This window comes from Sedimentibacter hydroxybenzoicus DSM 7310, assembly GCF_013403245.1.
Lineage (GTDB): Bacteria > Bacillota > Clostridia > Tissierellales > Sedimentibacteraceae > Sedimentibacter > Sedimentibacter hydroxybenzoicus.
Map to the genome: position 1 here is coordinate 239366 of NZ_JACBNQ010000002.1, position 25133 is coordinate 264498.

The 25133-nt window shown below is 33.6% G+C and carries 24 protein-coding genes; 11 read left to right on the plus strand and 13 right to left on the minus strand.

Going from position 1 to position 25133, the window contains the following annotated elements; genetic code table 11:
- The first annotated feature begins 11 nt into the window (after positions 1-11).
- The 5 genes from yycI to HZF24_RS03715 all read left to right on the plus strand — a co-directional run bounded on the left by yycI (position 12) and on the right by HZF24_RS03715 (position 6775).
- On the plus strand, positions 12-857 hold the full coding sequence (gene yycI / locus HZF24_RS03695) for a two-component system regulatory protein YycI (protein ID WP_179236922.1): 846 nt from the start codon (positions 12-14) through the stop codon (positions 855-857).
- A 234-nt stretch (positions 858-1091) separates the two neighbouring features.
- On the plus strand, positions 1092-2357 hold the full coding sequence (locus tag HZF24_RS03700; protein ID WP_179236923.1) for a UDP-N-acetylglucosamine 1-carboxyvinyltransferase: 1266 nt from the start codon (positions 1092-1094) through the stop codon (positions 2355-2357).
- Positions 2358-2385: 28 nt separating this feature from the next.
- Positions 2386-3747: a transglutaminase-like domain-containing protein gene (locus HZF24_RS03705; protein WP_179236924.1), complete on the plus strand. Its 1362-nt coding sequence runs from the start codon at positions 2386-2388 to the stop codon at positions 3745-3747.
- Positions 3748-3905: 158 nt separating this feature from the next.
- Positions 3906-5747, plus strand: a complete 1842-nt coding sequence (locus HZF24_RS03710) for a sigma-54 interaction domain-containing protein (protein WP_179236925.1) — start codon at positions 3906-3908, stop codon at positions 5745-5747.
- A gap of 83 nt (positions 5748-5830) precedes the next feature.
- Positions 5831-6775 (plus strand): dipeptidase, encoded by a 945-nt coding sequence (locus tag HZF24_RS03715; RefSeq protein WP_179236926.1) that lies wholly within the window; start codon positions 5831-5833, stop codon positions 6773-6775.
- An 82-nt stretch (positions 6776-6857) separates the two neighbouring features.
- Here the strand turns inward: HZF24_RS03715 and HZF24_RS03720 are convergent, their stop codons facing one another.
- Complete coding sequence (locus HZF24_RS03720) at positions 6858-7451, minus strand: hypothetical protein (RefSeq protein ID WP_179236927.1); 594 nt, start codon at positions 7449-7451, stop codon at positions 6858-6860.
- Positions 7452-7718: 267 nt separating this feature from the next.
- Here HZF24_RS03720 and HZF24_RS03725 point away from each other — a divergent pair, with 267 nt between their 5' ends.
- The 4 genes from HZF24_RS03725 to dapF all read left to right on the plus strand — a co-directional run bounded on the left by HZF24_RS03725 (position 7719) and on the right by dapF (position 11217).
- Positions 7719-8387 carry a nucleoside recognition domain-containing protein gene (locus tag HZF24_RS03725; RefSeq protein ID WP_179236928.1) on the plus strand — a complete coding sequence of 223 codons (669 nt, stop codon included), beginning with the start codon at positions 7719-7721 and terminating at the stop codon, positions 8385-8387.
- A gap of 26 nt (positions 8388-8413) precedes the next feature.
- Entirely contained in the window at positions 8414-8947 is a 534-nt protein-coding gene (locus tag HZF24_RS03730) for a spore maturation protein (protein ID WP_179236929.1), read from the plus strand.
- Positions 8948-9060: 113 nt separating this feature from the next.
- Positions 9061-10359: a diaminopimelate decarboxylase gene (gene lysA, locus HZF24_RS03735; RefSeq protein WP_179236930.1), complete on the plus strand. Its 1299-nt coding sequence runs from the start codon at positions 9061-9063 to the stop codon at positions 10357-10359.
- A gap of 21 nt (positions 10360-10380) precedes the next feature.
- On the plus strand, positions 10381-11217 hold the full coding sequence (gene dapF, locus HZF24_RS03740) for a diaminopimelate epimerase (protein WP_179236931.1): 837 nt from the start codon (positions 10381-10383) through the stop codon (positions 11215-11217).
- A 79-nt stretch (positions 11218-11296) separates the two neighbouring features.
- Here dapF and HZF24_RS03745 read toward each other — a convergent pair whose 3' ends face one another.
- The 9 genes from HZF24_RS03745 to HZF24_RS03785 all read right to left on the minus strand — a co-directional run bounded on the left by HZF24_RS03745 (position 11297) and on the right by HZF24_RS03785 (position 21286).
- On the minus strand, positions 11297-12235 hold the full coding sequence (locus HZF24_RS03745) for an EamA family transporter (RefSeq protein WP_179236932.1): 939 nt from the start codon (positions 12233-12235) through the stop codon (positions 11297-11299).
- Positions 12236-12442: 207 nt separating this feature from the next.
- The gene (locus HZF24_RS03750; RefSeq protein WP_179237143.1) at positions 12443-13771 is read right to left on the minus strand and encodes a B12-binding domain-containing radical SAM protein; all 1329 of its coding nucleotides are present in this window, start codon (positions 13769-13771) and stop codon (positions 12443-12445) included.
- Positions 13772-13784: 13 nt separating this feature from the next.
- Positions 13785-15134, minus strand: a complete 1350-nt coding sequence (locus tag HZF24_RS03755) for a B12-binding domain-containing radical SAM protein (protein ID WP_179236933.1) — start codon at positions 15132-15134, stop codon at positions 13785-13787.
- Between the two features lie 9 nt (positions 15135-15143).
- The gene (locus HZF24_RS03760) at positions 15144-16517 is read right to left on the minus strand and encodes a B12-binding domain-containing radical SAM protein (protein WP_179236934.1); all 1374 of its coding nucleotides are present in this window, start codon (positions 16515-16517) and stop codon (positions 15144-15146) included.
- Positions 16518-16533: 16 nt separating this feature from the next.
- On the minus strand, positions 16534-17892 hold the full coding sequence (locus HZF24_RS03765; protein ID WP_179236935.1) for a B12-binding domain-containing radical SAM protein: 1359 nt from the start codon (positions 17890-17892) through the stop codon (positions 16534-16536).
- A gap of 6 nt (positions 17893-17898) precedes the next feature.
- Positions 17899-18525, minus strand: a complete 627-nt coding sequence (locus HZF24_RS03770; protein ID WP_179236936.1) for a class I SAM-dependent DNA methyltransferase — start codon at positions 18523-18525, stop codon at positions 17899-17901.
- A 6-nt stretch (positions 18526-18531) separates the two neighbouring features.
- Positions 18532-19509, minus strand: a complete 978-nt coding sequence (locus HZF24_RS03775; protein WP_179236937.1) for a hypothetical protein — start codon at positions 19507-19509, stop codon at positions 18532-18534.
- Positions 19496-20587 carry a hypothetical protein gene (locus tag HZF24_RS03780; protein ID WP_179236938.1) on the minus strand — a complete coding sequence of 364 codons (1092 nt, stop codon included), beginning with the start codon at positions 20585-20587 and terminating at the stop codon, positions 19496-19498. Before HZF24_RS03780 ends, HZF24_RS03775 begins: the two co-directional genes overlap by 14 nt.
- 21 nt (positions 20588-20608) lie before the next feature.
- Positions 20609-21286: a CDGSH iron-sulfur domain-containing protein gene (locus tag HZF24_RS03785; protein WP_179236939.1), complete on the minus strand. Its 678-nt coding sequence runs from the start codon at positions 21284-21286 to the stop codon at positions 20609-20611.
- Between the two features lie 263 nt (positions 21287-21549).
- Here HZF24_RS03785 and HZF24_RS03790 point away from each other — a divergent pair, with 263 nt between their 5' ends.
- On the plus strand, positions 21550-22539 hold the full coding sequence (locus HZF24_RS03790; protein WP_246345954.1) for a zinc-dependent alcohol dehydrogenase family protein: 990 nt from the start codon (positions 21550-21552) through the stop codon (positions 22537-22539).
- A gap of 210 nt (positions 22540-22749) precedes the next feature.
- On the opposite strand, the gene HZF24_RS19175 is transcribed toward HZF24_RS03790, so the two are convergent.
- Both HZF24_RS19175 and HZF24_RS03795 read right to left on the minus strand, forming a co-directional pair.
- Positions 22750-22881: a hypothetical protein gene (locus HZF24_RS19175; RefSeq protein ID WP_281372242.1), complete on the minus strand. Its 132-nt coding sequence runs from the start codon at positions 22879-22881 to the stop codon at positions 22750-22752.
- 1 nt (position 22882) lies between these two features.
- On the minus strand, positions 22883-23032 hold the full coding sequence (locus tag HZF24_RS03795; protein ID WP_179236941.1) for a hypothetical protein: 150 nt from the start codon (positions 23030-23032) through the stop codon (positions 22883-22885).
- Between the two features lie 184 nt (positions 23033-23216).
- Here HZF24_RS03795 and HZF24_RS03800 point away from each other — a divergent pair, with 184 nt between their 5' ends.
- The gene (locus HZF24_RS03800) at positions 23217-23873 is read left to right on the plus strand and encodes a Bax inhibitor-1/YccA family protein (protein WP_179236942.1); all 657 of its coding nucleotides are present in this window, start codon (positions 23217-23219) and stop codon (positions 23871-23873) included.
- Between the two features lie 410 nt (positions 23874-24283).
- Here HZF24_RS03800 and HZF24_RS03805 read toward each other — a convergent pair whose 3' ends face one another.
- On the minus strand, positions 24284-25078 hold the full coding sequence (locus tag HZF24_RS03805; protein WP_179236943.1) for a DUF6577 family protein: 795 nt from the start codon (positions 25076-25078) through the stop codon (positions 24284-24286).
- Positions 25079-25133: the final 55 nt, after the last annotated feature.

Genomic DNA, 25133 nt, shown 5'->3' on the forward strand with positions numbered 1-25133 from the left:
ATGTGATCTGAGTGGATTGGAACAAATCAAATATAATATTTATAGTTGCGTTTATAATTTTGAATATATTTCTTCTTTCATATTCTTTTAACGATATTTTTTCCGAAGAATATAATATAATGTCCGATAAGGATTTTATTGAAGATGTTGAAAATATTTTAAAGGAAAAAAACATTGCAATTAATTGTGAAATACCGAAGGAAATATATACTCTTCCTGTATTGGACACAGAATATAGAATTATTAATATAGATAAAAAAATGCTGGAGAAATTTTTAGGTGAAGGAATTGATCCGGTTGAAAATGTTTTTTCATATAGCAATCAAAAGGGAGAATCAATTGAAATAATCGAAGGTAAAAAATTTATTTACACTCTGAGAGAAAAAGTAAACGGTAATTTAGAAGATAATTTGAAAATTACGGATGAAATAAATAATTTCTTAAAAAACAAAAATATTGACGGGTCAGGCTTTAGCGAGAATTACAGAATCATTATAGATGACTCAGGCTTCATAATGTATACAAGATACTATAATAACGTAAGCGTTGACAATTCCTACATGAAATTTTACTTTGATAGAAATGGCATCTATAAATTTGAAATGCAAAAAATAATTTCCATAAAAGAAATAGGCGAAAAAGTAAATACATTCACGGCTGCCGAAAGCTTACTAAAGCTGTTGTCCTATGATGATGTAAACAATAAGGAAATTATAAAAATCGATATGTCATATTATAGTATAGAAGATGAGAATTGGCAGGTTATCTCGGGAATAAATTCATACCCTGTGTGGAAAGTTATTTTTAGTGACGGAACACAAAAACATTTAATCAGCCCCAACATTTATTTTTATTGAAAAAGTTACAGTTATATTATATCATTATATGATGAAAGATGCCCTAACCCTATTTTTTCGGGTTAAAGTAAAGAAAAAATAGCAGTAGGTCATTCGCAACGAATTCCCAATGTATACGACCGGAGGGAGTAAATACATTGGTGAATAAGGCTGCGCTTTTTAAACTTTTTAAGGAATTATTTTAATGTAAACTTAGTTATATTATTTAAATAAACAAGAATTGAGGAATTATATATGTCAAAATTCGTTATAGAAGGTGGATCAAAGCTAAAGGGAAAGGTTAATATAGGTGGATTTAAAAATGCTGCCGTTGCAATAATTCCCGCAACATTGCTATGTCCCGGCAAATGCACCATTCAAAACGTACCCAATATAGAAGATGTTAATGTTTTTTTAGACATTTTGCGAGAATTAGGAGCTGAAGCGAGATACATAGATGATACTACTATTTATGTCGATTCGACAAATGTTGAGGGCTGCTATTTAAAAAACGGCTTATCCAAAAAAATGAGAGCATCCTATTACTTGCTCGGGGCAGGACTTGGAAGATTTAAAAGCAGTTCGTCATTGCTTCCCGGTGGATGCGACATTGGTGAGAGACCGATAGACCAGCATATAAAAGGCTTTGAGGCGCTGGGAGCCACTGTTGATATCACTCCTGACGGGAGGGTTAACGTACGGGCTGACAAATTAACAGGAAATAAAATATATTTAGATAAGGTAAGCGTTGGAGCTACGATTAACATAATGCTTGCGGCAGTATATGCAGAAGGCAGGACTACGATTGAAAATGCTGCAAAAGAGCCGCATATAGTTGATACTGCAAATTTTTTGAATTCTATGGGGGCCGATATAAAGGGTGCGGGAACGGATGTCATCAGAATAAACGGTATAAAAGAGCTTACGGGATGCACATACAGAGTTATTCCCGATCAAATTGAAGCAGGAACATACATGATAGCTGCTGCGGCCACAAAGGGAGATATTATTATAGATGATATTATACCGAAGCACCTTGAACCGATTACAGCTAAGCTGAAAGAAATGGGCTTAGGCATAGAGGAATATGGTGATTCTATGAGAGTTTTTTACAACCGTGAGCTAATACCCGTTAATATTCAGACCTTGCCTTATCCGGGTTTTCCAACCGATCTTCAACAACCTATGACAGTGTTGTTATCAACATTAATTGGTGAAAGTACAGTTGTTGAAGGGGTATCGGAGGATAGATTTAAGTATGTGAATGAAATCAACAGAATGGGCGCCAACATAGAGTTTACCAAGAAGCAGGCAAGGATAATCGGTACTGACAAACTGAAGGGAACGGTGGTACAAGCCACGGATTTAAGAGCAGGAGCTGCTTTGATAATTGCAGGCTTAGTTGCCGATGGCTTAACAGAAATTATAAATATACACCATATAGACAGAGGATATGAGCACATAGAAAATAAATTTATGAATCTTGGAGCGAAAATTAAAAGAGTGAAGGACGAAGAATAAAGGATTATAATTTTTATAGGGGGCAAAAATGTTATTGAAGGATTTAAAGTATTTAAAAGTGAATCTTCCCGAAGATGTACTTAAAATGAAAATGAACGGTAATTTTACCGACGCAATTAAGTTAATCAATTTAAGATTAAATAAGCAAATTCCTGTTGCTATGAGAAAGAGATTAGAGTTAGAAAAAGAAATTATAAATACGATCAAGAATGAATACACATATACATTTGATGAAGCTTTAAAAAAATGTCAGGATAACATAAAGGATTTTACTAAAGAAGAATTAATATTTTTACAGGAAGACAGTCAGGCAGATTGGATATTGATAGACGGTCAGGTTAAATTTAATGATAGCTTCTACGGTTCCTTGCTCGTTACGAGAGCCGATTTAAATGAAAGATTAATTGAACAGAAGGAATCACGCAATGAAAGAGCTGAATATTTAGATGCAAATATTAAAGATATGAAGGAAAACAAAGAAGCTTCATACTATATACATTTAAAAACATCTCTTAAGATAAAAGGCGAATGCGCAAGGACGGGAGAAAAAATAAAGGTTCACATGCCTCTTCCCGCAAATTGTCAGCAGAAAAATATAAAAATAATAAAAACAACACCTGCGGCAAAGTTCATATCCGATGAAGACCACCCAAGCAGGACGGCATATTTTGAAACCGTATTACAGGAAAATATGGAGTTTTCAGTGGAATACTCCTACGAAAGTCATTTAAAATACAATGAACCGGACACGGAAAAGGTATCGGTACAGCAGCCGGCATTCGATACCAATGAATTTGAACCTCAAATTATGTTTACACCGTATATTAAGGAGCTTGCAAATGAAATAATCGGTGATGAAACGAATCCTTTAATAAAAGCGAGAAAAATATACGATTATATAACACAAAATATAAAATATTCATACATGAGAACATATTCTACGATCATCAATATTCCTGAATATTGTGCGTTAAATTTAAAGGGTGATTGCGGAGTTCAGGCGCTTTTATTTATTACATTGTGCAGATATACAGGCATACCTGCTAAGTGGCAGTCAGGTTTGGCTGTAACACCATACCATGTAGGACCTCACGACTGGGCTCAATTCTATGTGGAGCCGTATGGATGGCTGTTTGCCGACCCGTCATTTGGGGGAGGCGGCTACAGAAACGGAAATACGGATAAATGGGATTTCTATTTTGCAAACTTAGACCCATTCAGAATGGTAGCCAATTCGGAGCTTCAGCATGAATTTGATCCGCCTAAGCAATATTTCAGACACGATCCCTACGACAATCAGGTAGGCGAATGTGAGTATGAAGACAGAGCAATAAGAAGAGAAGAATTCAGAGTAAACTTTGAATTGATTGAAATGAAAAAAATTTCATAATAGAATGATAAACAGGATAAGAGAAAAAATTAATTCTAAAAGATCTGTCAGAAGCTTTAGAATCAGGGCAAAAATAAAAAGGGCAGGATTACAACGATGAAGATGTAAGATCTGTTCTTTTTAGTATTAAGGCTAATGTTGTTTAGGAGATATAAGAAATGATAGAAAATTTTCAGTTGCTTCAACTTATTACAGATTGTCTGGAAGACGGAATTATATTTGTAGATAAAGATTACAAGGTGAAGCTTTTTAATCAAAATGCAAAGAGAATTACCGGGATTATCTTTGATAAATATGCCTCACATGATGCAGGAAAAATTGAAGAAGGAGATATTGTTATTCTTGCAGATAGCGCAATTGGAGAAGACGATGGGTGTTTGTCACCAAAAGATTTGTCGTTGATTAATATTAAGGATTCTGATATTCGGGCAAATGATTGTATTTTAGGAATAGGTGTTTATGGAAATGCGGAAATATTGCCTGTTTATAAATATCTTCGTGGTGCAAACCTCAATGAAGATTTTGTGTTAGAAGCAAATTATCTGGGTTTTCAAATTCAGATATGCATTGAGACAATGAAGAAAAAAATACATATCAGGGTGAATGGAGATTCATATAGTGTATCTTTTTTAGGATCTTTCGGTCATATGGTCATCATTGACGGTAAAAGTGGAGTAATAAAATTTTTTCAGGCAAAGGGTTATACCATACGAAAAGAATCGATTAAAGAAATTTTACATGGGCGTAAATTTTTTTCAAAGGACAGTAAAGAAGATCCTAACGTCATAGGAGAGAAAATTGATGATCTTTTTATGGGGGATAAGCTGCTGCAGAGTATAAACTCAGTACTATCAGGGAATGAACCTTTTATTCCGAATGATTTTTTTGAGATTAATAAGCGTCTGGTGCTGTGCTCAATGAGAGCCATTGAAGATAAGCAAGGCGTGCAGGGCGTATTACTTAACATACAGGATGTGTCTGAGCTGGAAAAATTGTTGGATTACCGTAATCAGATTTTAATGGAGGTTGAGAAAAGCTACACGAACCGAACGCCGATATACGGAGACATTTCGAAAGATGCTTTTGCAGAGTTTATAGGGAATAGTCATTCAATGGTCCAATTGAAGTATCTTGCATATAAAGCTTCGAAAACAAAATTTAACGTAATTATAACAGGAGAAAGCGGAACAGGAAAGTCGCTTTTAGCCCGATTGATTCACGAAGAATATAATAAATCGTCTCCCTTTATAGAGGTAAATTGTAATGCTATTGCGCCTACACTTTTTGAAAGCGAACTGTTTGGATATGTAGGGGGTGCTTTTACAGGAGCTCTTTCTTCCGGACGCTCCGGTTATTTTGAAAATGCAAATGGAGGCACGATTTTTTTAGATGAAATTGGAGACCTTCCTTTAGAAATTCAGGTAAAATTACTGTATGTTTTGCAAAATAAAATAATTTACAGGGTTGGATCATCAAAGCCAATTCCAATTGATGTCAGGGTAATTGCCGCAACAAATAAAAATCTTGAAGAAGAAGTGATGAACGGAAGGTTTAGACAGGATCTTTATTTTCGTATTAATGTATTTCCAATTACGATTCCTCCTCTTCGTGAGCGTAAATCAGATCTGTACATGTTGATTAACAAAATTTTGAATAAAATTTGTACTCGTTATGATTTTCCACAAAAGCAATTATCCGGCGAAGCCTTAGACAAACTTCTCCGATATAACTGGCCGGGAAATGTTCGTGAGTTGGAGAACATCATTGAGCGGGCGATTACACTATGCGAAACTAATTGGATTTATCCGGAACAGATTAATATTAATGATTTCAGCCAAGCCGCAACTTCTATGCAGGAGCAGATGCAAGAAGCGGAGAAAAAATTTTTGAAGGATGCATTGATTAGGGCAAATGGAAATAAGGCTCAGGCAATGAAGGATTTAGGCATGTCAAAATCTGTTTTTTATGAGAAATTGAAGAAACACGCTATATCAAATTAGAGTATGATGAATGATTCTGTTGGCATAATACTTGCATAAAATTATGTTATATAAATTAAGTTGAAAGGAAATAGGTGTATTATATGAGATTGATTGATTTACACTGTGACACTTTATTAAACTTATACCGTGACAATAACTGCGGACTTTTCGATAATTCAGGTCATATCAGTTTAAAGAAAATGCAACAGGGAGGAGCACTTGCGCAATTTTTTGCTGTTTACATATCCAGAAATGAAATGAAGACAATGGATCCTTATGAAATTTTCCAAGGAGTTTACGAGGTTTACCAAAAAGAGATGAAAAAGAATAAGGATGTGATTCTTCCGGCTTATTGTGCAGATGATGTTGAAAAAAATCAAAGTTCAGGGAAGATGTCCGCATTCCTTTCCATTGAAGATGGCGTTGCTGTAAGCAATAAAACAGAACGCTTGGTAGAATTTTATGAAAAAGGTGTACGTCTTATAACCCTTACATGGAATTTTGAAAATGAAATAGGGTTTCCATGCAGTAAGGATGAAAAAGCACACCGGTTAGGGTTAAAGCCATTTGGGTTTGATGTACTTGACGAAATGAATCGGTTAGGTATGCTGGTTGATGTGTCACATCTTTCAGAAGGTGGATTTTACGATGTGGCTAAGTATTCAAAAAAGCCGTTTGTTGCTTCGCATTCCTGTGCTCGAGCTTTATGCAATCACCAAAGGAATCTGTCAGATGAACAGCTGAAGGTTATTGGTGATAAAGGCGGTTTAGTCGGTGTAAATTTCTGCGCCGGATTTTTAAGAGAAGGTGCTGAATATTCCGCAATTGAAGACATAGTTTCCCATACAGTATATATGGCAGATAAAGCCGGTGTGGAAAGCATCGGATTTGGTTCTGATTTTGATGGTATTGAGGACGAGCTTGAAATGAAGGATTATGCAGGGTATCCTATACTGCTAGATGCTTTGAGCAAGCATTTCAGCCAGGCACAGCTAGATAAAATATGTAAAGATAACGCCATGCGTATTATTAAGGATTGTTTATAAAAGAAAGTTAAAAGAAATTCGGACAGGAATCATTCCTGTCCGAATTTCTTTTCGCTCTGATAAGTGTATTAAAATTTTGTGTTTATGGATGACTCATGAAAATAGCACGTGCCAAGGCAATAGATTGTGTAAGGGAAGCTAAGATTAAAAGTGCCAGGCAGGAGTAAATTAGGGAAAAAGCTTTTCTTGAAGAACCGTGCCCAGGAAGTTTTGTAAATTTCTTTTCTATGGAGATGTTTTTTGTTTTTAACAGTTTGTAAAATTCGTCAACTCCAACAGGAGAAACTATGCCCAGTCGAAAAAAAGGAATAAATAAGGAAGCGTTTTCGTTATTTGCAGCATATAATGAAATTCCTCGTTTACCCAAAATAGCTTTTGAAATTTCTTCAATCCTCATTATATTTTTTTTTCTTAAAATCCGGTTATAATAAATAATTTCGGTTTCGTTATAATCTGTATAAAATAATTTGTGCCCGAAAAAAAAGAAAAGGCATGTTCCCAAATATACAGTATAGAGAAGAATAGATGCACCTATATTGTAAGAATCGGCATAATTATTTATGTCGAATACAATAACTTCATAAAATATGACAAAACGTGCCAAAACGAGAAACATAAGAAGTATCAGGAAGACCTGTCTTGACATGGTGGAATAATAGTATTTGATTCGTTTCATTTTGTTCTCCTTTTTTATGCTTTATCCTATTCTACATATCCGTCTAAAAAAAGTAAAGCGGAAATATTATTTTACATTGATTCCTAAAATCAGGAATTGGAGTGCGTAATTCAGTACTAAAATAACTTCCTAAGAATAATGTCTTAATGTGAAGGCTTGAAAAAACATAAAAAGTGCAAGGGAAAAGCAAAAATACAGATGTGGCAAGAAAATTGCATATTGTTATTTGTATCTAAAGACAAACCATTTTAAGGAGGAATTATTACTATGATGAATTTTATTTGGGTAGGACTTGTAGCTATTGCTGTAATTGCCGGAACTGTAACAGGAAATATAGCTGCAGTTCAGGAAGCTTTATTTAGTTTTGCAGGCACAGCAGTTGAAATTGTAATTGGACTAGTAGGTGTCATGGTCTTTTTTACAGGGCTTATGTCCGTTATGGAAAAAGCAGGACTTTGTGAGAAATTAGGAAAGGCTATCAGCCCGGTTATGCGCTTATTGTTTCCTGATGTGCCGAAAGACCATCCTGCAATGAGTTCTATGGCTTTGTATTTTGCAGCAAACATTTTAGGTATTGGTAATGCGGCAACACCTTTTGGTTTAAAGGCGATGGCAGATTTGCAGACACTGAACAAAACGAAACACATTGCTACGGATGCACAATGTATGATACTTGCAATCAGTACTACTTCAATTACATTGATTCCGGTTACGGTATTGGCATTGCGTTCTGCAGTCCAGGTAGAAGGAGCAGCGGAAGTTGTAGGACCGGTTATTTTAGCTACAACTATTTCTACAGTTGTCGGAGTTGGAGTTACATTGCTCTTAAACAAATCAAAGAAATATAAACTGGAAAATGTCATTGAAAGAGAAAGAGCAGCCGGTACTTTGACAATTAATGAAGATTACATCGGAAATGACCCAATTAAGTTATAAGTGAAGAGATTAAGGAGGATATATTCATGACAGAAGTTTTAAATATTATTTCCAAATATGCAATACCATTGATATTGCTAGTTATACCTGTATATGCATTGGCAAAAGGTGTTAAGGTTTATTCCGTATTTACAGAAGGTGCAAAAGAAGGCTTAAAGGTTTCTGCAATGATTGTACCATATTTAGTATGTATGCTTTGTGCAATCGGAATGTTTCGTGCTTCAGGGGCTATGGACTGGCTGACTAATATCATCAATCCGATTACAAGCTTGATTGGCCTTCCGGGCGAAATTCTTCCTATGGGAATTATGCGTTCCTTCTCAGGAGGTGGTGCAGAGGGTATGATGAGTGATCTTTTAACCATGTATGGTACACAAAGTCAGATTGGTAGAATTGCATCCGTTGCTTTGGGTTCCACAGAAACAACATTTTATGTTATCGCAGTTTATTTTGGAGCTGTAGGTATTACAAACGTAAGACATTCTGTTATCGCCGGGTTGTTAGGAGATTTAGCATCTTTGATTGCTTCAGCCGTTATTGTAAATGCTATGTGGTTTTAAACAGTATTTAGTGATATAATAATAACAGTTATTGACGGTGGACAGCAACATAATACAATAATCCTTAATGCATAAGGATAAAATGTTAGTATCTATTTTTAAGGAGACCAACTATGATTAAAGAAATTAAAAATAATATCTTGTATTTTGACGGATGTAATACTGTAGAATTGGCTGAGAAATACGGAACACCTTTATATGTAATGAGTGAAACGGCTATTGTGGAAAAATGCAAAGAAATAAGAGATACATTTCTAAACAAATATGAAAGAACGAGAGCAGCATATGCTGCAAAAGCATTTTTAACCCTTTCAATGTGCAGGATAATTGAAAGAGAAGGACTTTGCCTGGATGTTGTCTCAGGAGGAGAGTTATATACAGCTATTAAAGCGAATTTTCCTGCAGAAAAAATTGAGTTTAACGGCAACAACAAATCAATCGGAGAATTAGAGCTTGCGATTGATTACAACATTGGACGAATAATAGTGGATGGTCTCGATGAGTTAGATATTATAGAAGGCATTTGTAAGAAAAAAGGGAAGAAAACCAATATACTGTACAGAATAACGCCGGGAGTTAAAAGTGATTCTCATGATTATATAGTTACAGGAAAAAAAGATTCTAAGTTTGGTATTCCTTTAGATGATGAAGTTATATTTCCTGCAATCGAAAAAGCAATAAATTCACCGCATATAAATTTCATGGGCTTTCATTTTCATGTGGGTTCGCAGCTTCTTAACAATGAATCACATTTAAAAGCATTGGGAACTGCATTAAAACTAATAAAGGATATAATTGACAAATATAATTACGTAACACCGGAATTAAATATAGGCGGCGGATTCGGAATCAAGTATACGGATGATGATGATAAAAAGTCATATGCGTATTTCTTAGATCCGATGATGGAAAGAATTGAAGAGTTTTCAAAGGAAATGAATATCACGAGACCGGAAATTGTTATTGAACCGGGCAGAAGCATAGTTGGTGAATCAGGAATAACACTTTATACAATCGGTACTATAAAGGACATAAAAGGGATAAGAAAATATGTGTCTGTTGACGGCGGTATGACTGATAATATAAGACCTGCATTGTATCAAGCCAAATATGAAGGTATTGTTGCTAATAAAGCGGATATGGCTAAGACGGATTTAGTTACAATAAGCGGAAAATGCTGTGAATCGGGAGATATATTAATTAAGGATGCACATATTGCTATCGCTGAAAGAGGAGATATATTTGCAGTTTTTTCAACAGGAGCATATGGTTATTCCATGGCAAGTAACTATAATAAAAACCCTGTACCTGCAACTGTGTTGGTTAAGGACGGCAAATCAGAAATTATAGTAAAAAGACAGACATATGATCACATGATAGCAAATGAAGTTATACCTGAATCATTGAAATAAAAAATGCGAGGAAGTGATATTATGGATTTTTATAAAATGCAGGGTGCAGGAAATGATTTTATAATTATTAATAACATGAAATTAAATATTCCTGTATATAAATTACCTTCAATCGCAAAGAAGCTTTGCCAGAGAAAACTATCAATCGGTGCTGACGGCTTTATGGTGGTCGATTACCCTGAGGGAGATGCAGATTTCAAAATGCGTTTTTTTAACCGTGACGGCAGTGAAGGTGAAATGTGCGGCAACGGAGCAAGGTGCATTTCCCGATATGCATATGTAAACAACTTAGTAGGAAAAAAAATGACCTTCGAAACGGGAGCAGGTATTATACATTCTGAAGTTATAGAAGGACGTTTGGTTAAAGTTTTGCTTAACAAACCAGAAGTGATTAAGCTTGATAATGATATAGAAATAGACGGTATAAAATATGAGTGTTCATATATAGAGTTAGGAAATCCGGGACTGCCTCATGCTGTTGTTAAATATGATCTTCAGCAGGCAGATGAAAGCAAATTGCGTGAAGCAGGAAAAAAGATAAGATATTATGAAGGCTTCCCCAAGGGAGCGAATGTTAATTTTTTTGAGGTGATGGATAAAAATTCCGCATTGGTAAAAACCTACGAAAGAGGTGTTGAAGATTTCACTTTAGCGTGCGGAACAGGTTCAGCATCAACTGCGGTTGCTCTGATGCTTAAGGGTTATTTAACAGGAGATAGGGCAAAAATTGTAGTTGACGGAGGAGAGTTGTTCGTCGAAGTAGAAAGAACGAACAATAATGTTGACAATCTGTATCTCATAGGTACAACAAATATAGTTGCAATCGGTGAAGTTAAGGATGAAGATTTAATTATTTGATGAGATTCCTCTCTTTGCTCGGAATGACGGATTGCACAACTGTCATTCCGAGACTGGGGAATCCCTTTTTTTCGCCTATTTATAATTTTTCATTCTCTAAAGCTTTGCGTCCAAGATGTTTTTTAAACATTCCAAAATCTAAATTTGAAGTTATTAATCCGATTAATATGATAACAACTCCTATCCACTGCATACCTGAAAGCTGTTCATCAAGTACAATTCTCGCTGATATAAGTGCTATTACCGGAACCAGCAGGGGAATAGGTGCTACCTTTCCCATGGGATATTCGCCGATAAGCTTACCCCATACTCCATATCCGAATAATGTTGCTCCTACCGCTAAGTATAAAACTGAAAAAATTGATATTCCGCTAAAATTAGTCAGCACATTGAGTATGGTCTGAGGTGTATCAAAAATGAATGCCAAGGCTGTAAGCGGTATAATCGGAATCAGTGATGACCAGACAACCAGACTGAACATATCAAGCTTTTCGCCCTTTGCTTCCTCCTTGTCAGATGCAATTCGTGCAACTATGTTTGATGCTGACCAGAAAACAGGAGCTAATAAATTTAGTATGATTGCCAATACAGGTATTGCGTTGATACCGTCTCTGGCATTTGCCGCACCTATAATCAAGAGTCCCGCAGCTGCAATTACAAAACCAATAATTTGCTTAGTCTTTATTTTTTCATTTAAATAAAATACTGCCATTACAGGAGATATAAAAGCCTGTATCTGCAAAACTATGGATGCAATACTTGCGGGCATCCCGATTTCCATGGCATAAAACAAACAAGCAAATTGCCCCACACCTACAAAGAGTCCGAAGAGCACAATATATTTTAACTCTGTTTTTGGTTTTTTAACAAAAAATACAGCAGGGAAAGCGGTAAATAAATATCTTAATGCAATTAACAGCATTGAAGGTACACCCTTAAGACCTAATTTAATTACGGTAAAATTAATACCCCACATGATTACAAGCAACGCTGCAAGCAAAATATCTTTTTTCTTCATAATAATAGCCTTTCAGTAAATAAATATAAGAACAATTATATCACTTAAAATTATATTATCAATCATTAATATAATTTTAACAAGACTGAGATTCCATCATCAATTTTACATACTTACCAACCGCCTTAAGTGATCCCTTCGTTATTCTAAATATTTTCATAAATAACACCTTTTATGTCATATCAATCGTAGAGAAGGATCTCTCTTCTAAAATATATTCGGTGTGATTCTGCTTTTTATCTGATATTTGTAAAATAAGTTCACAAAACAATAAAACAAATATTTTCCCGGATTTTTCAAAAATTCCTTTCTTAATATGTTCCTTTTGATAATTGATTTATAAGTGAACAGAGATTCGTATAAATCCCAGTAGGCTGATGTCAATTCCTCAGGTGTCATATTTCTGGGTTTATGAACAGCTTCAGTACCATCAAAGGAATATATATTATCGTTAATTAATCTGCCTTCATCTACAATATCTTTAAAAAATTTAGTTCCCGGAATGGGTGTCAGAATATAAAAACGGGGAACAGAGATTTTATTTTCCTCTATAAAATTCTTTGTCATTCTTATGGATTCCAAGGTATCTCCCTCTCCACCTACCACCATTTCAGTGGAAACATCAATTCCATGCCTTTGTATGTTCCTTATTAATTCAGGATATCTTGAAGGATTTGCCCAGCCCTTGTTCATTCCTATTAAACTTTCCCGGGAAATACTCTCAAGCCCGAAGCTAAGTGTGGTACAACCGCTTTCGGACAATTGCTTCAGCAGTTCATCTTCCTTGCCGATTTTTATATCACATTGGCTCATCCATTCCATGTTAAGCTTTTTTATTTCATTTAACAATTCATGCAGATATTCTCTGTCGGAAAATATATTGTCATCCAGCAATAAAAACTTTTTAAAACCCAGTTCCTTAACTTGCTTTATATCCCTTACCACCTCATTAAGAGGTTTTTTAATGTAATGCCCCTTATATAAGCATGCAACAGAACAAAAGCTGCATATATTGGGACATCCTCTGCCTGCTTGTACAGGAAGAAAATCTCCGATTTTTTTGTTGACAATTAAATCAAATCGAGGCAAAGGTGTTGAAAAAAATCCTTTTTCCAAGTTTTTTTCGTATATGTTTTTTAGCTTGCCATTTTCAAAATCTTCCAATAGTTCTGACCATATCAATTCTGCATCGCCGACTACAACCGCATCGCAATATTTTAATGCCTCTTCAGCCATAATGCTTACCATGTAGCCGCCCAATATCACTGTTTTTCCTATTTCCTTAAATTTCTTCGCTATATCTATAGACCTTATGACACCGTGCCCCATTGAGCTTATACCTACGATATCAGCATCGGTATCCCAGGGTATATCCTCTAATATCTCAAGTATAATTTCTGACTCCCAGTCATCGGGCATCATTGCTGCCAATAAGGGCATTGCAAGTCCCACAAAGTACAATCGGCTTTTCTTTATTGGCTTATGATTCCGGTCATAGGGGCTCGGCTGTATAAGTAATATTTTTTTATTCAAGATTACTCCTCCCCCTTTATTCTTCCATCAAACTTGCAAAGAAATTCTTTGCTGTATCCCTTATATATTGCAAATCAACAAAGTCGTAAACTCCATGTTTCTTTCCAAGCAGTGTGAGTTTTACAATTAATTTATAATATTCCATATAATATTCCTGTTTTGTCAGATTTGTTGGCTTCAGTACTAAATGTATGAAGTCCCAGTAGTGTATTTTGTCAGTAGTAAGCTTATCTTTGTATTCTTCATATAGTTGAGTGCCGGGAATTGGTGTAAATATAGATACTGATGCATATTTTAACTCTGCTTGTTCAATCCAATTATATAACTTTGCAAAATCTTGTTTTGTAGATTGCATATCCACAATAAAAAGTGCTAAACAGTCTATATCATGTTTTTTAAGTATTCTTACGCATTCCTCATTTACATTTTTTGATGATTGCTTACTATATGAATTCAGAGTATTGTCATCAATAGCTTCAAGTCCTACTATGATTCCTGCTACTCCCGCAGAACCTAATTCTTTTATGATTTCTTCGTTTTCTACAACAAAATCAGCTCTGCTGTATATAACAAAATTCTTTTTAATATTTCTCTCTTTTATTAAAGATATAAACGTATTTACCCTTTGTTTATTTACCAGGAATGTATCATCTACTATATGAATATTATCACATTCGATACCTTCTATCTCATCTACAACTAAATTTATATCGCGTGCAATATATTTTCCCTCATTAATTTTTCTGCAAAAGCAGAAGCTGCATTCATAAGGACAGCTATAGGCTGTTTTCACTATTGCACAAGGACTATATCCGAGGTATCTGTACAAGTTTTTATTTTCATTAAAGTGGGACCTGTCAGGTATAGGTAAATCATTGGGATCTGCCGATAGTTTTTTGTTTTCAATCCACTCTTTATTTTTCCGATAACATATTCCATCAATGGATTCTAATTCTTTTATGTCAAAATCCAACCCTAATCTTAGAATGCGTTTAAAAGGTTCAAGGGAACTTGAATGCATTATATAATCTATGTTATCCGTATAAAATCTTTCAAAATTAATTTCAGCATGTACTCCTCCAATCATTACTTTTACTGACGGATTATACTCTTTAACTATTTTTGAACAATCAATCATTACTTGTTCCTGAGTTATGTACCCGGAGACAGCTACTATATCAGGTTGAAAATTTATAAGCATATCCTTTAATTTTCTATTATCATGAAGAGCATCAAATATCCTGCAATCTACATTCTCTTCTTTTGCTATTGTATATAAATATTCCAAATCAAGAGGTTCTAAATCTATTACATTAACATTTGATATCAAATTAAGGGACTTGGGTCTTACCAATAGTAATTTCATTTTTATACCCTACCTTCTTGTCAGAAAATTTTTAATATAGACTTTGAACAATGAATTGAATCCGAAAACCATTTTTAGTGTGTTCCTTATCGGGAATGTTTTAAAAGTATATTTAACCGAGTGCCGGTTTCCATTTACTTTTAATGTCAATTTCAGTACTTCCCAGTAATATGCTTTTAGACTCATTTTAGATGGATATATTAAAACATCCCCAAAATTCCATTTATCATAATCTTCTTTTTCATATATCAATCTGTCTTTGAATTCATCGTATAATGGAGTTAATGGGTGAGGCACCAAGGGTGAAAATGTTATAAGCTCCGGTTTTAATATGTTTATATATTCTATTAATTTTTTAAAATCTGACTTTTCCCAGTCCGGATGAATTATAAACGAACCCCAACAAGCTATATTGTTTTTTCTGAGCAATTCAGTAGCTGTTATATTGTCGTCTACTGTAGCTGCTTTATTGTAAGACTTCAATCTGTTATCATCAAAAGCTTCATATCCTACAATTACCGCAACTATACCATTTTTTCTCAGCCTGTCTAATATATCTGACTTTTCCAATATGCTGTTCACGCTGCCATAACACATATATTCTTTTTTGATATTTCTTTCTTCTAATAATTCACAAAACCTGGTAAGCCTTTTCTCATTTATTAAAAAGTCATTATCGCAAATCATAATGTATGGTTCATCGATACTTTCAATTTGGTCTACTATTTCATCAATGAGGATTTCTCTTACCTTTGATCCTTCTAACTTCCATCTTACACAGAAATTACACCTGTTTCTGCAGCCATAAGCTGTTTGCAATACAGCACAAGGCTTATATCCTATATAGCTGTATTCTTTTCTATACCTTGATGTAGACTCTCTATCCGGAACAATGTATTCATTAAAACAAAATTCCCCATCATTTATAAACTGCAGGTTTTTGCTGTATACACCATCAATTAATACAGGTTCATTTCCATTTGCAACATTCTGTATCAGTTCCTCTATATTTTTTCTTGTGGTAGATTTAAATACATAATCGATACAATCCAAAAAGAAACTATCCGGATAAGTTGCTGCCTGTACTCCGCCAACCAAGACAGTTATTCCTTCGTTAAATTGCTTTGTCATCTTAGCTATTTGAACAACATTTTCAACATCAGTACACTGAGATGTAACACCTACTATGTCCGGCTTAAAATTCTCTAAGTATGTTTCAAGCCTTCCGTTTGTTTCTACCATGAAATCAACCAATAATACTTCTGTATTATTTTCTTTTAATATAGTCGAAACACATTCTATCCCCATAGGTTCGCCAAACAAAAAGTTTTTAACTGTTGTTATATTTTTGTTTACCCATGGTCTTACCAATAAAACCTTCATATAAACCCCTCATTTTTTAATTTCGAAACATTTTTATAAAATATTGTATAGTTATGTTAGAAGCTCCCACAGATAATTTAAGGTTTTCCCTAATTCCGTATTCCCTGATCATTTTAATTAAATTTCGCGGATTCATAGTTACCTTATAATATAGCTTTATTATATTCCAATAATATCTGCGTATTGAAATTTTAGATGGTTGTACTGTTAAGTGTGCTAAGTCCCACTTTTCAGACTCATTTCTTGGAATAATAAGTTTATCTTTATATTCTTCATAAAGCTCTGTACCGGGTATGGGAGTAAAGGGTTGGAGATTTATGAACTTTATATCTATTTTTCTTATCCATTTATATAATCTGTTAAAATCATTGTCGTCCCAGTCTACACCAAGTATAAGTGTGCCGTAGCATTCTACATTATATCTTTTAAGGATATTAATAGCTTTCTCATTTATTTCCACATTGCTTTTCTTATTATATTTTTTGAGTTCCTCTTCATTACTTGATTCAAGTCCTACTATTACTGCTCTTAGACCTATCTTTGAAAATTTATCTATTATGTCTTCATTTTCAGCTATAAAATCCGCCCTTGCATATATCAGAAACTTTTTATTTAAATTATTTTCTTTTAAAAGCCTGAAGAATTTTAGTATTCTGTTCCTGTCTACTAAAAAATCATCATCGACTATATAAATTTCTCTTTCTGAAATTAATTTTATTTCTTCAATTATATCTTCTAAATCCCGCGTAAAATATTTTCCGTCTGTTATTTTTCTGCAAAAACAAAAATTACATTGATAGGGGCATCCATATGAAGTTTTCATCAATGCACAAGGATTGTGAAACATATAATAGTACCTATTTCTATATTTTTCTACTAACCTTCTGTTTGGATGCGGATAGTTGAATGTTGTTTCCTTTGTACATAATTGATAACCATCATTCCAGACACCACTTATTTTCCTGTTATCGTTATTGTTCAATGAGGTTAATACTTCAGCAAAGGTTTTAAGTCCATTAGATGCAACGATGTAATCGATATTATCGTCTTCAAAATCTTCTGGAACAACTTCCGCATGCACACCGCCTATAGCAACCTTACATGATGGATTTACCTGCTTTATTTCTTTTGCATAATTTTTAACAACATTTACATGTGCTATATATGAAGTAATACCAACAATATTTGGATTATGTTTTTTGATGTAATAAGATAGAGGTTTCTTTTCTAATATCATATCAATTATAGTTACTTTATGTCCCATAGGCTCTACATAGGCTCCTATGTATTCTAATTCTAATGGTTCACAAATCATTACATTTTGAAGACCTATTGTTTTTTTATCTGGTTTTGGGCGTATAAGTAATATATCCATTACTTTTTATTCCTCCTTATTAAGTAAAAACAAGCATATCGTAGGCATATACCACTTTTCTTTTATCTTATGAATTTTTAGTAATATAAAAATATCTTTTGTTATATTTCTTATATCCTTAATAGAAGGATATATTGCACTTCCGGTGGTGAACTTAACAAAAAACATTGCTATATGGTCATAAACTGTATTGGCCGATGCTTGTGCTAATAATAAAGTTCCTGACGACTTCAGCATTGTGTGAAATTTCTTTAAGGAAGCAATTTTATCTTGATAATAAGGAAAGGAATGAGTGCATATTATTATGTCGAATTTCTCTTCTATATGGAAGTCATCAATACTGCTGACTATATATGTTGTTTCAGAATCTTTGCTTTTAGCTAATTTAATCATTTCTCCCGATAAATCTACCCCTGTATATTTTATATTGTAATCTTTGAATTCATTCTTCATATCTGTTATAAGCTGACCGGTTCCACATCCCATATCAAGTATGCTATATGATTTATCTATATTTAAGATACTTTTAAGTTCTTTAATTATGTCTCTTCTTGTTGGAGCAAGAGAATACTTTTGCACCCATAATCCTTCATACTTATTTGCCCAGAAGTCCCACACTTTAATATTGCTCATCCTTACCTACCCCTTTGTACATAAGTTATCTTTAAACACATGGTGTTTTATACTGTACGGCTTATATGAAAACAACGGCAGCAACTTTTGAATGATAGAATTCAAAAGAAAATTGCTGTGATGGACATACAAATATTTATACTGCTCCCTGCAGCCGATTTTTAATTTACTTTCTTCGGCGGTCTGACCAAATTCTATTGTCCTTACCTGCTTTTCAATTCCCACCTCGATAATCTTCAGCAGCATATTATAGTATATATCATATAGCTTTATATCTTCTTTATTAAAACCGCCAAATAAAAAATAAAGAGTATCATTTATTGACTTTAACTGAATGAAACCTATGATATCGTTAGTATATACATCTGAAAATTCATATATTTCAGCGTCATATTCTCTGAAAAAGTCCGATGGTAATGTTTCTAATGGGTTTTCGGTCCTTTTCATTATGCTCAGATAAAGCTTGTAATGATCTTCATTGAATTCATCATTGTCTATTTTTCTTATATTTAATTTGTTTCTGAAAACGAGAGCTTTGTTTATCCGCCTTCTGTACGGACTTCTTAAGCTGTTTAAATAATCATCAAAGGTTGAAAATTTGTTATCAAAAACAAAGGATGATAAAGTTTTTCCGCCGCTACTAAAAATGTTATCGCCGTTAAGAATGATTTTTAATCCCTTCTTCTTTTTTATTAGGCTTTCAATTTCAACATGATTGCCTAAATAACCCTTCATACAGACTGAAACAGGCAAGCCGATTATTTGAACATTAGCTTTTAAGGGGAACAAATTGCTGAAATTGAATAAGTTTAATTTATGAGAATATGAAATCAACAAACAGCTGTCTGTAAACTCATATTCCTGATTGCAGGGATTGACTTTTTCCAGCAGCTTTAAAAGAGGAAGAAGCTCTTCCATTCGATTTTCATATATGAAGTGATAATGATTCGATTCAAAATTATTAATAGTTTTATATCTGCTCATTATTCAATACCTTGATGTATGCCTTATAGCGTTTAGATTCACAGTCAGCCCATTTGATGCCGAAGCTTTTAGACTTAGTATTATCAGATAAAATCCAACCTGATTCCATATAATCATACTTACCCTTAATGCATTTGAAGCAATAGTTGAACAGGCAAAGTATTGCACCTTTGCTTCTTTCACCCGGAATTACACCCATTTCTACAATTTTAAAGGTGTCTATTTTATGAGAAAACAACCTGTTTTTAATAACTGTTTTTAATCCGACTGTTTCATTTGAACTCATTATTTGATTAAAATTCGGATACCAGAGCATAAAGCCAACGGGAGTACCGTTCTTTTCAACAAAAAGCAAGTTCTCAGGCTTAATCAGAAATCTTAAGTCCTTAAACAATTCGTAATCTTCTTCTTTTTTTCTTGGATAATAAAATAAGTGTTCTTTAAAGCTTAAATTATTTATATCGGTATATATTTCTGCTTCACGCTTTAAATTACTAAAATCGGCTTCTCTTACAGTGTAAATTCCATTTAATCTATCAACAATTTCATCACTTAACAGTTTGTCCGTATTTCGCATGTCTTTTTTGTAACTTACCATTTCTATAGCTTCAAAATTATTTGATGTAAAGAATTCATGGTAAAATTCAGGATTGTGCGCCATACCAAAGCTCTGTTTTTTATCATAGCCGCTTGCCAGAAATCCAAGCCCGTAATTAACGTGTATATTCAAAGAGGCACTTAATTTGTAAGCACCCTTTGCATATGCAAATTGTTCAGCTCTATCCAAAATAAGCTTAAACGCGTTTTGGTTTAATTCAGTGGCTTCAAAAAAACCAATCTGAACAAAATCCTGCATTCTATAAGCAAATGCCAAAACGCAAATCATTATTATCCTACCATTGTCCATAATCATCAACGGCTCTAAATCTACTGATTTGCATAGCTCAGAGGTTCCATAAACCAAGCCTTTCAACAATCCTGACATTGAATCCCTTTTAAGTGGATTATCTAAATATTGATTTTTATAAAAGTTTATAAAATTTTTTCTGTCTTTATCTGTTATATTGACTAATTCCATTGTTTGCTCCAAATTTTCACCCTAACACTTGTCTCTGAATTTTATTCTGACATGGGAAGAATCACAAAATGGTTTGATTTTAGATTTCCCGCAGCGGCAAAGTGTTTGTCTGTTTCTTACTTCATATATAACACCGTCAACCGATTCTATAGGAATATAGCCCTTAACGTAAATAGGACCGCTGACGTTCAATTCTTCGTCCTGAAGTATTTCTATAGAAGGCTCCAGTTTTGGCTCGATTTCTTCATTGTTTTTAGTGACGGCAAGCAATCTTCCTGCAGGGCATTCCACGGCGGCAATGATTGCTTCTTCTTTAAGATGTTCATCATCAGAATTTTCTGTCAACTCCCATGCGTCTCCGTCGTTTCTGTGACAAAACCGGGCATAGGCGCATCTGCCGTCATCCAGCAATGTAATTTCAGGTCCTTCAAATACTTCTGCACGCTCTTTAAACGGTTTTTTTGAAGCGGTCTCGGTTCCGTCAAATTTAATTTTACTATGAGTTCCGTCACAAAAAGGATGCTTTTCAGAGCGTCCGCATCTGCACAGCAAGTAGCTGTCAGTACCTATTAATTGCTCGCCGTCCTTATATTCGTATTGATTGCCCTTTAAAACAATGATTTTTTCACTTAAAGGAACATTGCCTGTAACCCTGTAAGGGCCATTCTTTATAATTTTTATTTTTTGTTTATTATTCATAAACTTATCCATTCATAGTTTTGTTTGATATTGCTTTTAATTTAAATAATTGATATATGTATTATAACATACATTGTTAAAAACGTAAAATGTTGATTTTTCCATTGAATGATACGGTTTTGTGATTTCGGGTATTAGGAAGAAATCTTCTTTGTATACTCATAAAATTATTTATTTTAAAACAACTAATATTTTGTTAAACAAATAAATTTTGGGTATAACACATATATACTATTAAAAAGGGAGAGATGCAATTGAAAGCAATGGTAATAAATAAAACAGGCGGTCCTGAAGTCTTTGAAATGATGGATATAGATTTTCCTGAATTAAAACCGGGATATGTATTAGTAAAGGTGGTTGCAAGCAGTTTAAATCCTTTAGAAACCAAAATAAGATCCGGTTTAACCCCTGCAATTATTCCGCCATTTCCTGCAGTTCTTAATGCAGATTTTTCAGGATCTGTAATGCGGGTCAGTGAAGGTGTGCAAAAGGTTAAAATAGGTGATGAAGTTTATGGTTTCGTCGGTGGAATAAAAAACGAATGGGGTGCATTGGCAGAATATATACTGGTGGATGAAGATTTATTATGTATCAAGCCAGGCAATTTAGACTTTAATGAGGCAGCAATGTTTCCCTTGGTGGGCATCACTGCATGGAGAGCAATTATTGAAAATTCCAATATAAAAACAAATGATAAGGTGCTTATACACGGTGCTGCAGGAGGAGTGGGGCATATTGCGGTACAATTGGCAAAATTATTGAATGCAAAAGTTTATGCTACTGTTTCAAATAAAGAAAAAGGAGAAATTGCTAAAAGCTTTGGAGCTGATTATATAATAAATTATAAGACAGAGGATGTTGAACAATATGTAAATAAGTATACGGGCGGTTCCGGCTTTGATGTTGTTTTTGATACAATCGGAGGCAATAATCTATTAAACAGCTTCAATGCGGTTAAAATAGGCGGTCTCGTTTTAACCACCAATACAAGAGTAACACTTGATTTAAGCTTAATGCACAGCAAATCTATAGCTCTTAAAGCAATATTTATGGTACTTCCTGTTATAACAAATGCTAACAGGTATGAAATAGGCAATATTTTAAATGAAATGAAAAGCTTGATAGAAGCAGGTAATCTCAGAATTTTAAAAGATAAAGAGGAGTTTAAGTTTTCAGAAATTGCCAAGGCGCACGAATATTATGAATCAGGGCAGGCAACAGGGAAAATACTTTTAATAAACGACTTATCATAAATATAGCACCCAAACGGGTGCTATATTCAGGCCGCTGAAAAAGTCCCCCTGCTTCGTTGCTGTTCAGCCGGTCAATCCTCACGTATGTCTGAATACGCTGCGGTTGCCCGTCTTCCAGCGCCTTGCAGGATGAACTTTTTCAACAGCCTATCACCTTGATGACTTTGTCATCAATTTGAATAGCACCCAAACGGGTGCTATATTTATGATTTAGTTATTATAGAGCTTAATTTCTTCTATTTTTCTTTTCAGATCATCGATAGTTTGCAATGAATTAACTATTTTACCTATCAAATCTGCCATCGGACTGTCAGGGTTATCTTTATCTTGCTCAAATATCATTTTACCGATTTCTAAAATATTGATTAATTTGCTTTTCCTCAGAAGATATCGCTGAATTAAGCTTCGTAGTTTCAGCAAAATCCTTTGCTTTTTCAGTTGCGGTACCGGCCGCATCACTAATTTTCTTGCCTAAATTATTTAAAAAAGCCATAACATCCACCCTTTCTAAATTTATTATATTTACTAATTTTATACCAATTTAATAAAATTTTAAACGAATTTTGTAAAACATTTATAATTTCTTAAGAAATATATATTATAATAAAGATTGAAAGATTTATAGGATGGGAGACACCTTTTTATTACATGGTAAGTCTTTAGGAATAGGAGGAATTATGGATAGATATTATTACAACGAATATTCAAATAATAACTTAATAAATAAAGTATTAGTAGAATTTTTTGCTTTGCTTTTAATATGTACTGTAGGTATGGTATTCGGCTTGATGTTTGTACCGCCGCAATTTGCATTTATAGCAGGTATCGGTTCGCTTATAGTTTTGATAATAGCTGCAGTAACCAAAAGAAGAGAATTTAAGCCGCTCTCAAGATTAAATTGTTTCTCTGTAGCATTTTTGATGGGAATAAGCTTATATCCCACACTCATGTACTATTGGTCAGTTATGGGTTCATTTCTGGTTTTAGTGTCGTTGGGTATAACTACAGCTATATTTGGCGGCTTGGCATTATATTCATCACAAACCAAAAGGGATTTTACATTTCTTGGCGGCACATTGTTTGCAGGATTAATTGCATTAATATTAATAAGCTTAGTAGGCTTTTTCATCAGGTCTGATATATATCATCTTGCTATAGCGTGGCTTGGCATATTGATATTCAGCGGATATGTACTATATGATATTTCAATGATAAAAAACAGACCATTTACGGAAGGTGATGTACCGGCTATAGCCTTAAATCTGTTCCTTGATTTTATCAACATATTTATTTATGTACTAAGAATAGTATCAAGATTCAGCAGAAGAGATTAATATCTTTATTATACTATAAAAAGCATGTTAATTAGTTGAATTAACATGTTTTTAACATAAGATTGCTATATAGCGGTTGCTTTGGATTTTATGCCTTCTGTTAACTCAATAAGTTCAAAACACTTATACCAGTAAAAGTAGGCCTATTTGTCGTACTTATATATATTCCTGAACATCTTATGACGCTTAGAGGACATTTTCAGTTCCTCAACATTCATTCTTGAATTATATCGTTCAATTGTATTAATATTATTTTTTAGTAAAAGAGAAAGATAAGCTGACTTCGATGCACTATTCACAGCTCTCTCAATATAATAACTCTCAGAAAACACATAAGTCCTTATTGATTTAAAGATTTGCTTATATGGTATATCCATTCCTTTTCATAAGTTGCTTTATCAATCATAATATTATCCTCTTAGATACATATACTTTTCATATTCTATGTTTGTGCTCAAAGAAAGAAATTCAATGATTTTGTTTTTTACATTCCTCCTGGTAGCATATCTTTTTAGTGTTGCCATGTTTATGTCGTACTTTTCAAATATACCTTCAAGGATATTTGCTAATTCCTTACCTTGATACATAACAAATAAGCTTTTATTTGCAAATAAATCTACTATTATTTTTTCTATCTTAGGTACCGTTATTTTATTTATAACCTGTAAAGGGGAATCCATTACTAAGTTTATTACTAGTATATTACTTTTACCGGATAGAAGATATTTATCAATTTCATATTTACTTGGATTTAAATATACATTTTCATATAAATCTTGAAGACTTTCAAATACGGATTTTGCAGCTATTTTTTCAACTTCAATAATTGTAGTATTATTTATTGGCTGGTGTATCATAAATTCATGTAGCCATTTAGTGTTCCAAATACTAAATTTTGCATAATGGAAGTTGTTTTTTATGTTTTTGAATATAATCATTGTCTTATTTTCTATATATGGATTGTATTCATTTTTTTCAAATACATTTTGAACATAATATAGGTGATTATTGTCATGTAACTTGTAAATACCTCTTTTTACGTCTATAATAATATTTTCATTTCTCAACCTATGAACTCTCCATCTGAATGTTGATTCTTTTAACTCGGGTTCATATAATAAATAAAAATTGTATAGCTCTTGTTTTGAAAAAGGTCTATATTCAAATTGTTTTTTTAAGTCAGAGAGTATTAGTTTTTCGTTCATATTAACAATCCTTTCCATAAATCAAACATTGGCATATTTTTTAAATTTGACGTTT

Coding starts and splice junctions, on each gene's coding strand:
- HZF24_RS03700 (WP_179236923.1), top strand. CDS start 1,092: ATGTCAAAATTCGTTATAGAAGGTGGATCAAAGCTAAAGGGAAAGGTT.
- HZF24_RS03705 (WP_179236924.1), top strand. CDS start 2,386: ATGTTATTGAAGGATTTAAAGTATTTAAAAGTGAATCTTCCCGAAGAT.
- HZF24_RS03710 (WP_179236925.1), top strand. CDS start 3,906: ATGATAGAAAATTTTCAGTTGCTTCAACTTATTACAGATTGTCTGGAA.
- HZF24_RS03715 (WP_179236926.1), top strand. CDS start 5,831: ATGAGATTGATTGATTTACACTGTGACACTTTATTAAACTTATACCGT.
- HZF24_RS03720 (WP_179236927.1), bottom strand. CDS start 7,451: ATGAAACGAATCAAATACTATTATTCCACCATGTCAAGACAGGTCTTC.
- HZF24_RS03725 (WP_179236928.1), top strand. CDS start 7,719: ATGATGAATTTTATTTGGGTAGGACTTGTAGCTATTGCTGTAATTGCC.
- HZF24_RS03730 (WP_179236929.1), top strand. CDS start 8,414: ATGACAGAAGTTTTAAATATTATTTCCAAATATGCAATACCATTGATA.
- lysA (WP_179236930.1), top strand. CDS start 9,061: ATGATTAAAGAAATTAAAAATAATATCTTGTATTTTGACGGATGTAAT.
- dapF (WP_179236931.1), top strand. CDS start 10,381: ATGGATTTTTATAAAATGCAGGGTGCAGGAAATGATTTTATAATTATT.
- HZF24_RS03745 (WP_179236932.1), bottom strand. CDS start 12,235: ATGAAGAAAAAAGATATTTTGCTTGCAGCGTTGCTTGTAATCATGTGG.
- HZF24_RS03755 (WP_179236933.1), bottom strand. CDS start 15,134: ATGAAATTACTATTGGTAAGACCCAAGTCCCTTAATTTGATATCAAAT.
- HZF24_RS03760 (WP_179236934.1), bottom strand. CDS start 16,517: ATGAAGGTTTTATTGGTAAGACCATGGGTAAACAAAAATATAACAACA.
- HZF24_RS03765 (WP_179236935.1), bottom strand. CDS start 17,892: ATGGATATATTACTTATACGCCCAAAACCAGATAAAAAAACAATAGGT.
- HZF24_RS03770 (WP_179236936.1), bottom strand. CDS start 18,525: ATGAGCAATATTAAAGTGTGGGACTTCTGGGCAAATAAGTATGAAGGA.
- HZF24_RS03775 (WP_179236937.1), bottom strand. CDS start 19,509: ATGAGCAGATATAAAACTATTAATAATTTTGAATCGAATCATTATCAC.
- HZF24_RS03780 (WP_179236938.1), bottom strand. CDS start 20,587: ATGGAATTAGTCAATATAACAGATAAAGACAGAAAAAATTTTATAAAC.
- HZF24_RS03785 (WP_179236939.1), bottom strand. CDS start 21,286: ATGAATAATAAACAAAAAATAAAAATTATAAAGAATGGCCCTTACAGG.
- HZF24_RS03790 (WP_246345954.1), top strand. CDS start 21,550: ATGGTAATAAATAAAACAGGCGGTCCTGAAGTCTTTGAAATGATGGAT.
- HZF24_RS19175 (WP_281372242.1), bottom strand. CDS start 22,881: ATGATATTTGAGCAAGATAAAGATAACCCTGACAGTCCGATGGCAGAT.
- HZF24_RS03795 (WP_179236941.1), bottom strand. CDS start 23,032: ATGGCTTTTTTAAATAATTTAGGCAAGAAAATTAGTGATGCGGCCGGT.
- HZF24_RS03800 (WP_179236942.1), top strand. CDS start 23,217: ATGGATAGATATTATTACAACGAATATTCAAATAATAACTTAATAAAT.
- HZF24_RS03805 (WP_179236943.1), bottom strand. CDS start 25,078: ATGAACGAAAAACTAATACTCTCTGACTTAAAAAAACAATTTGAATAT.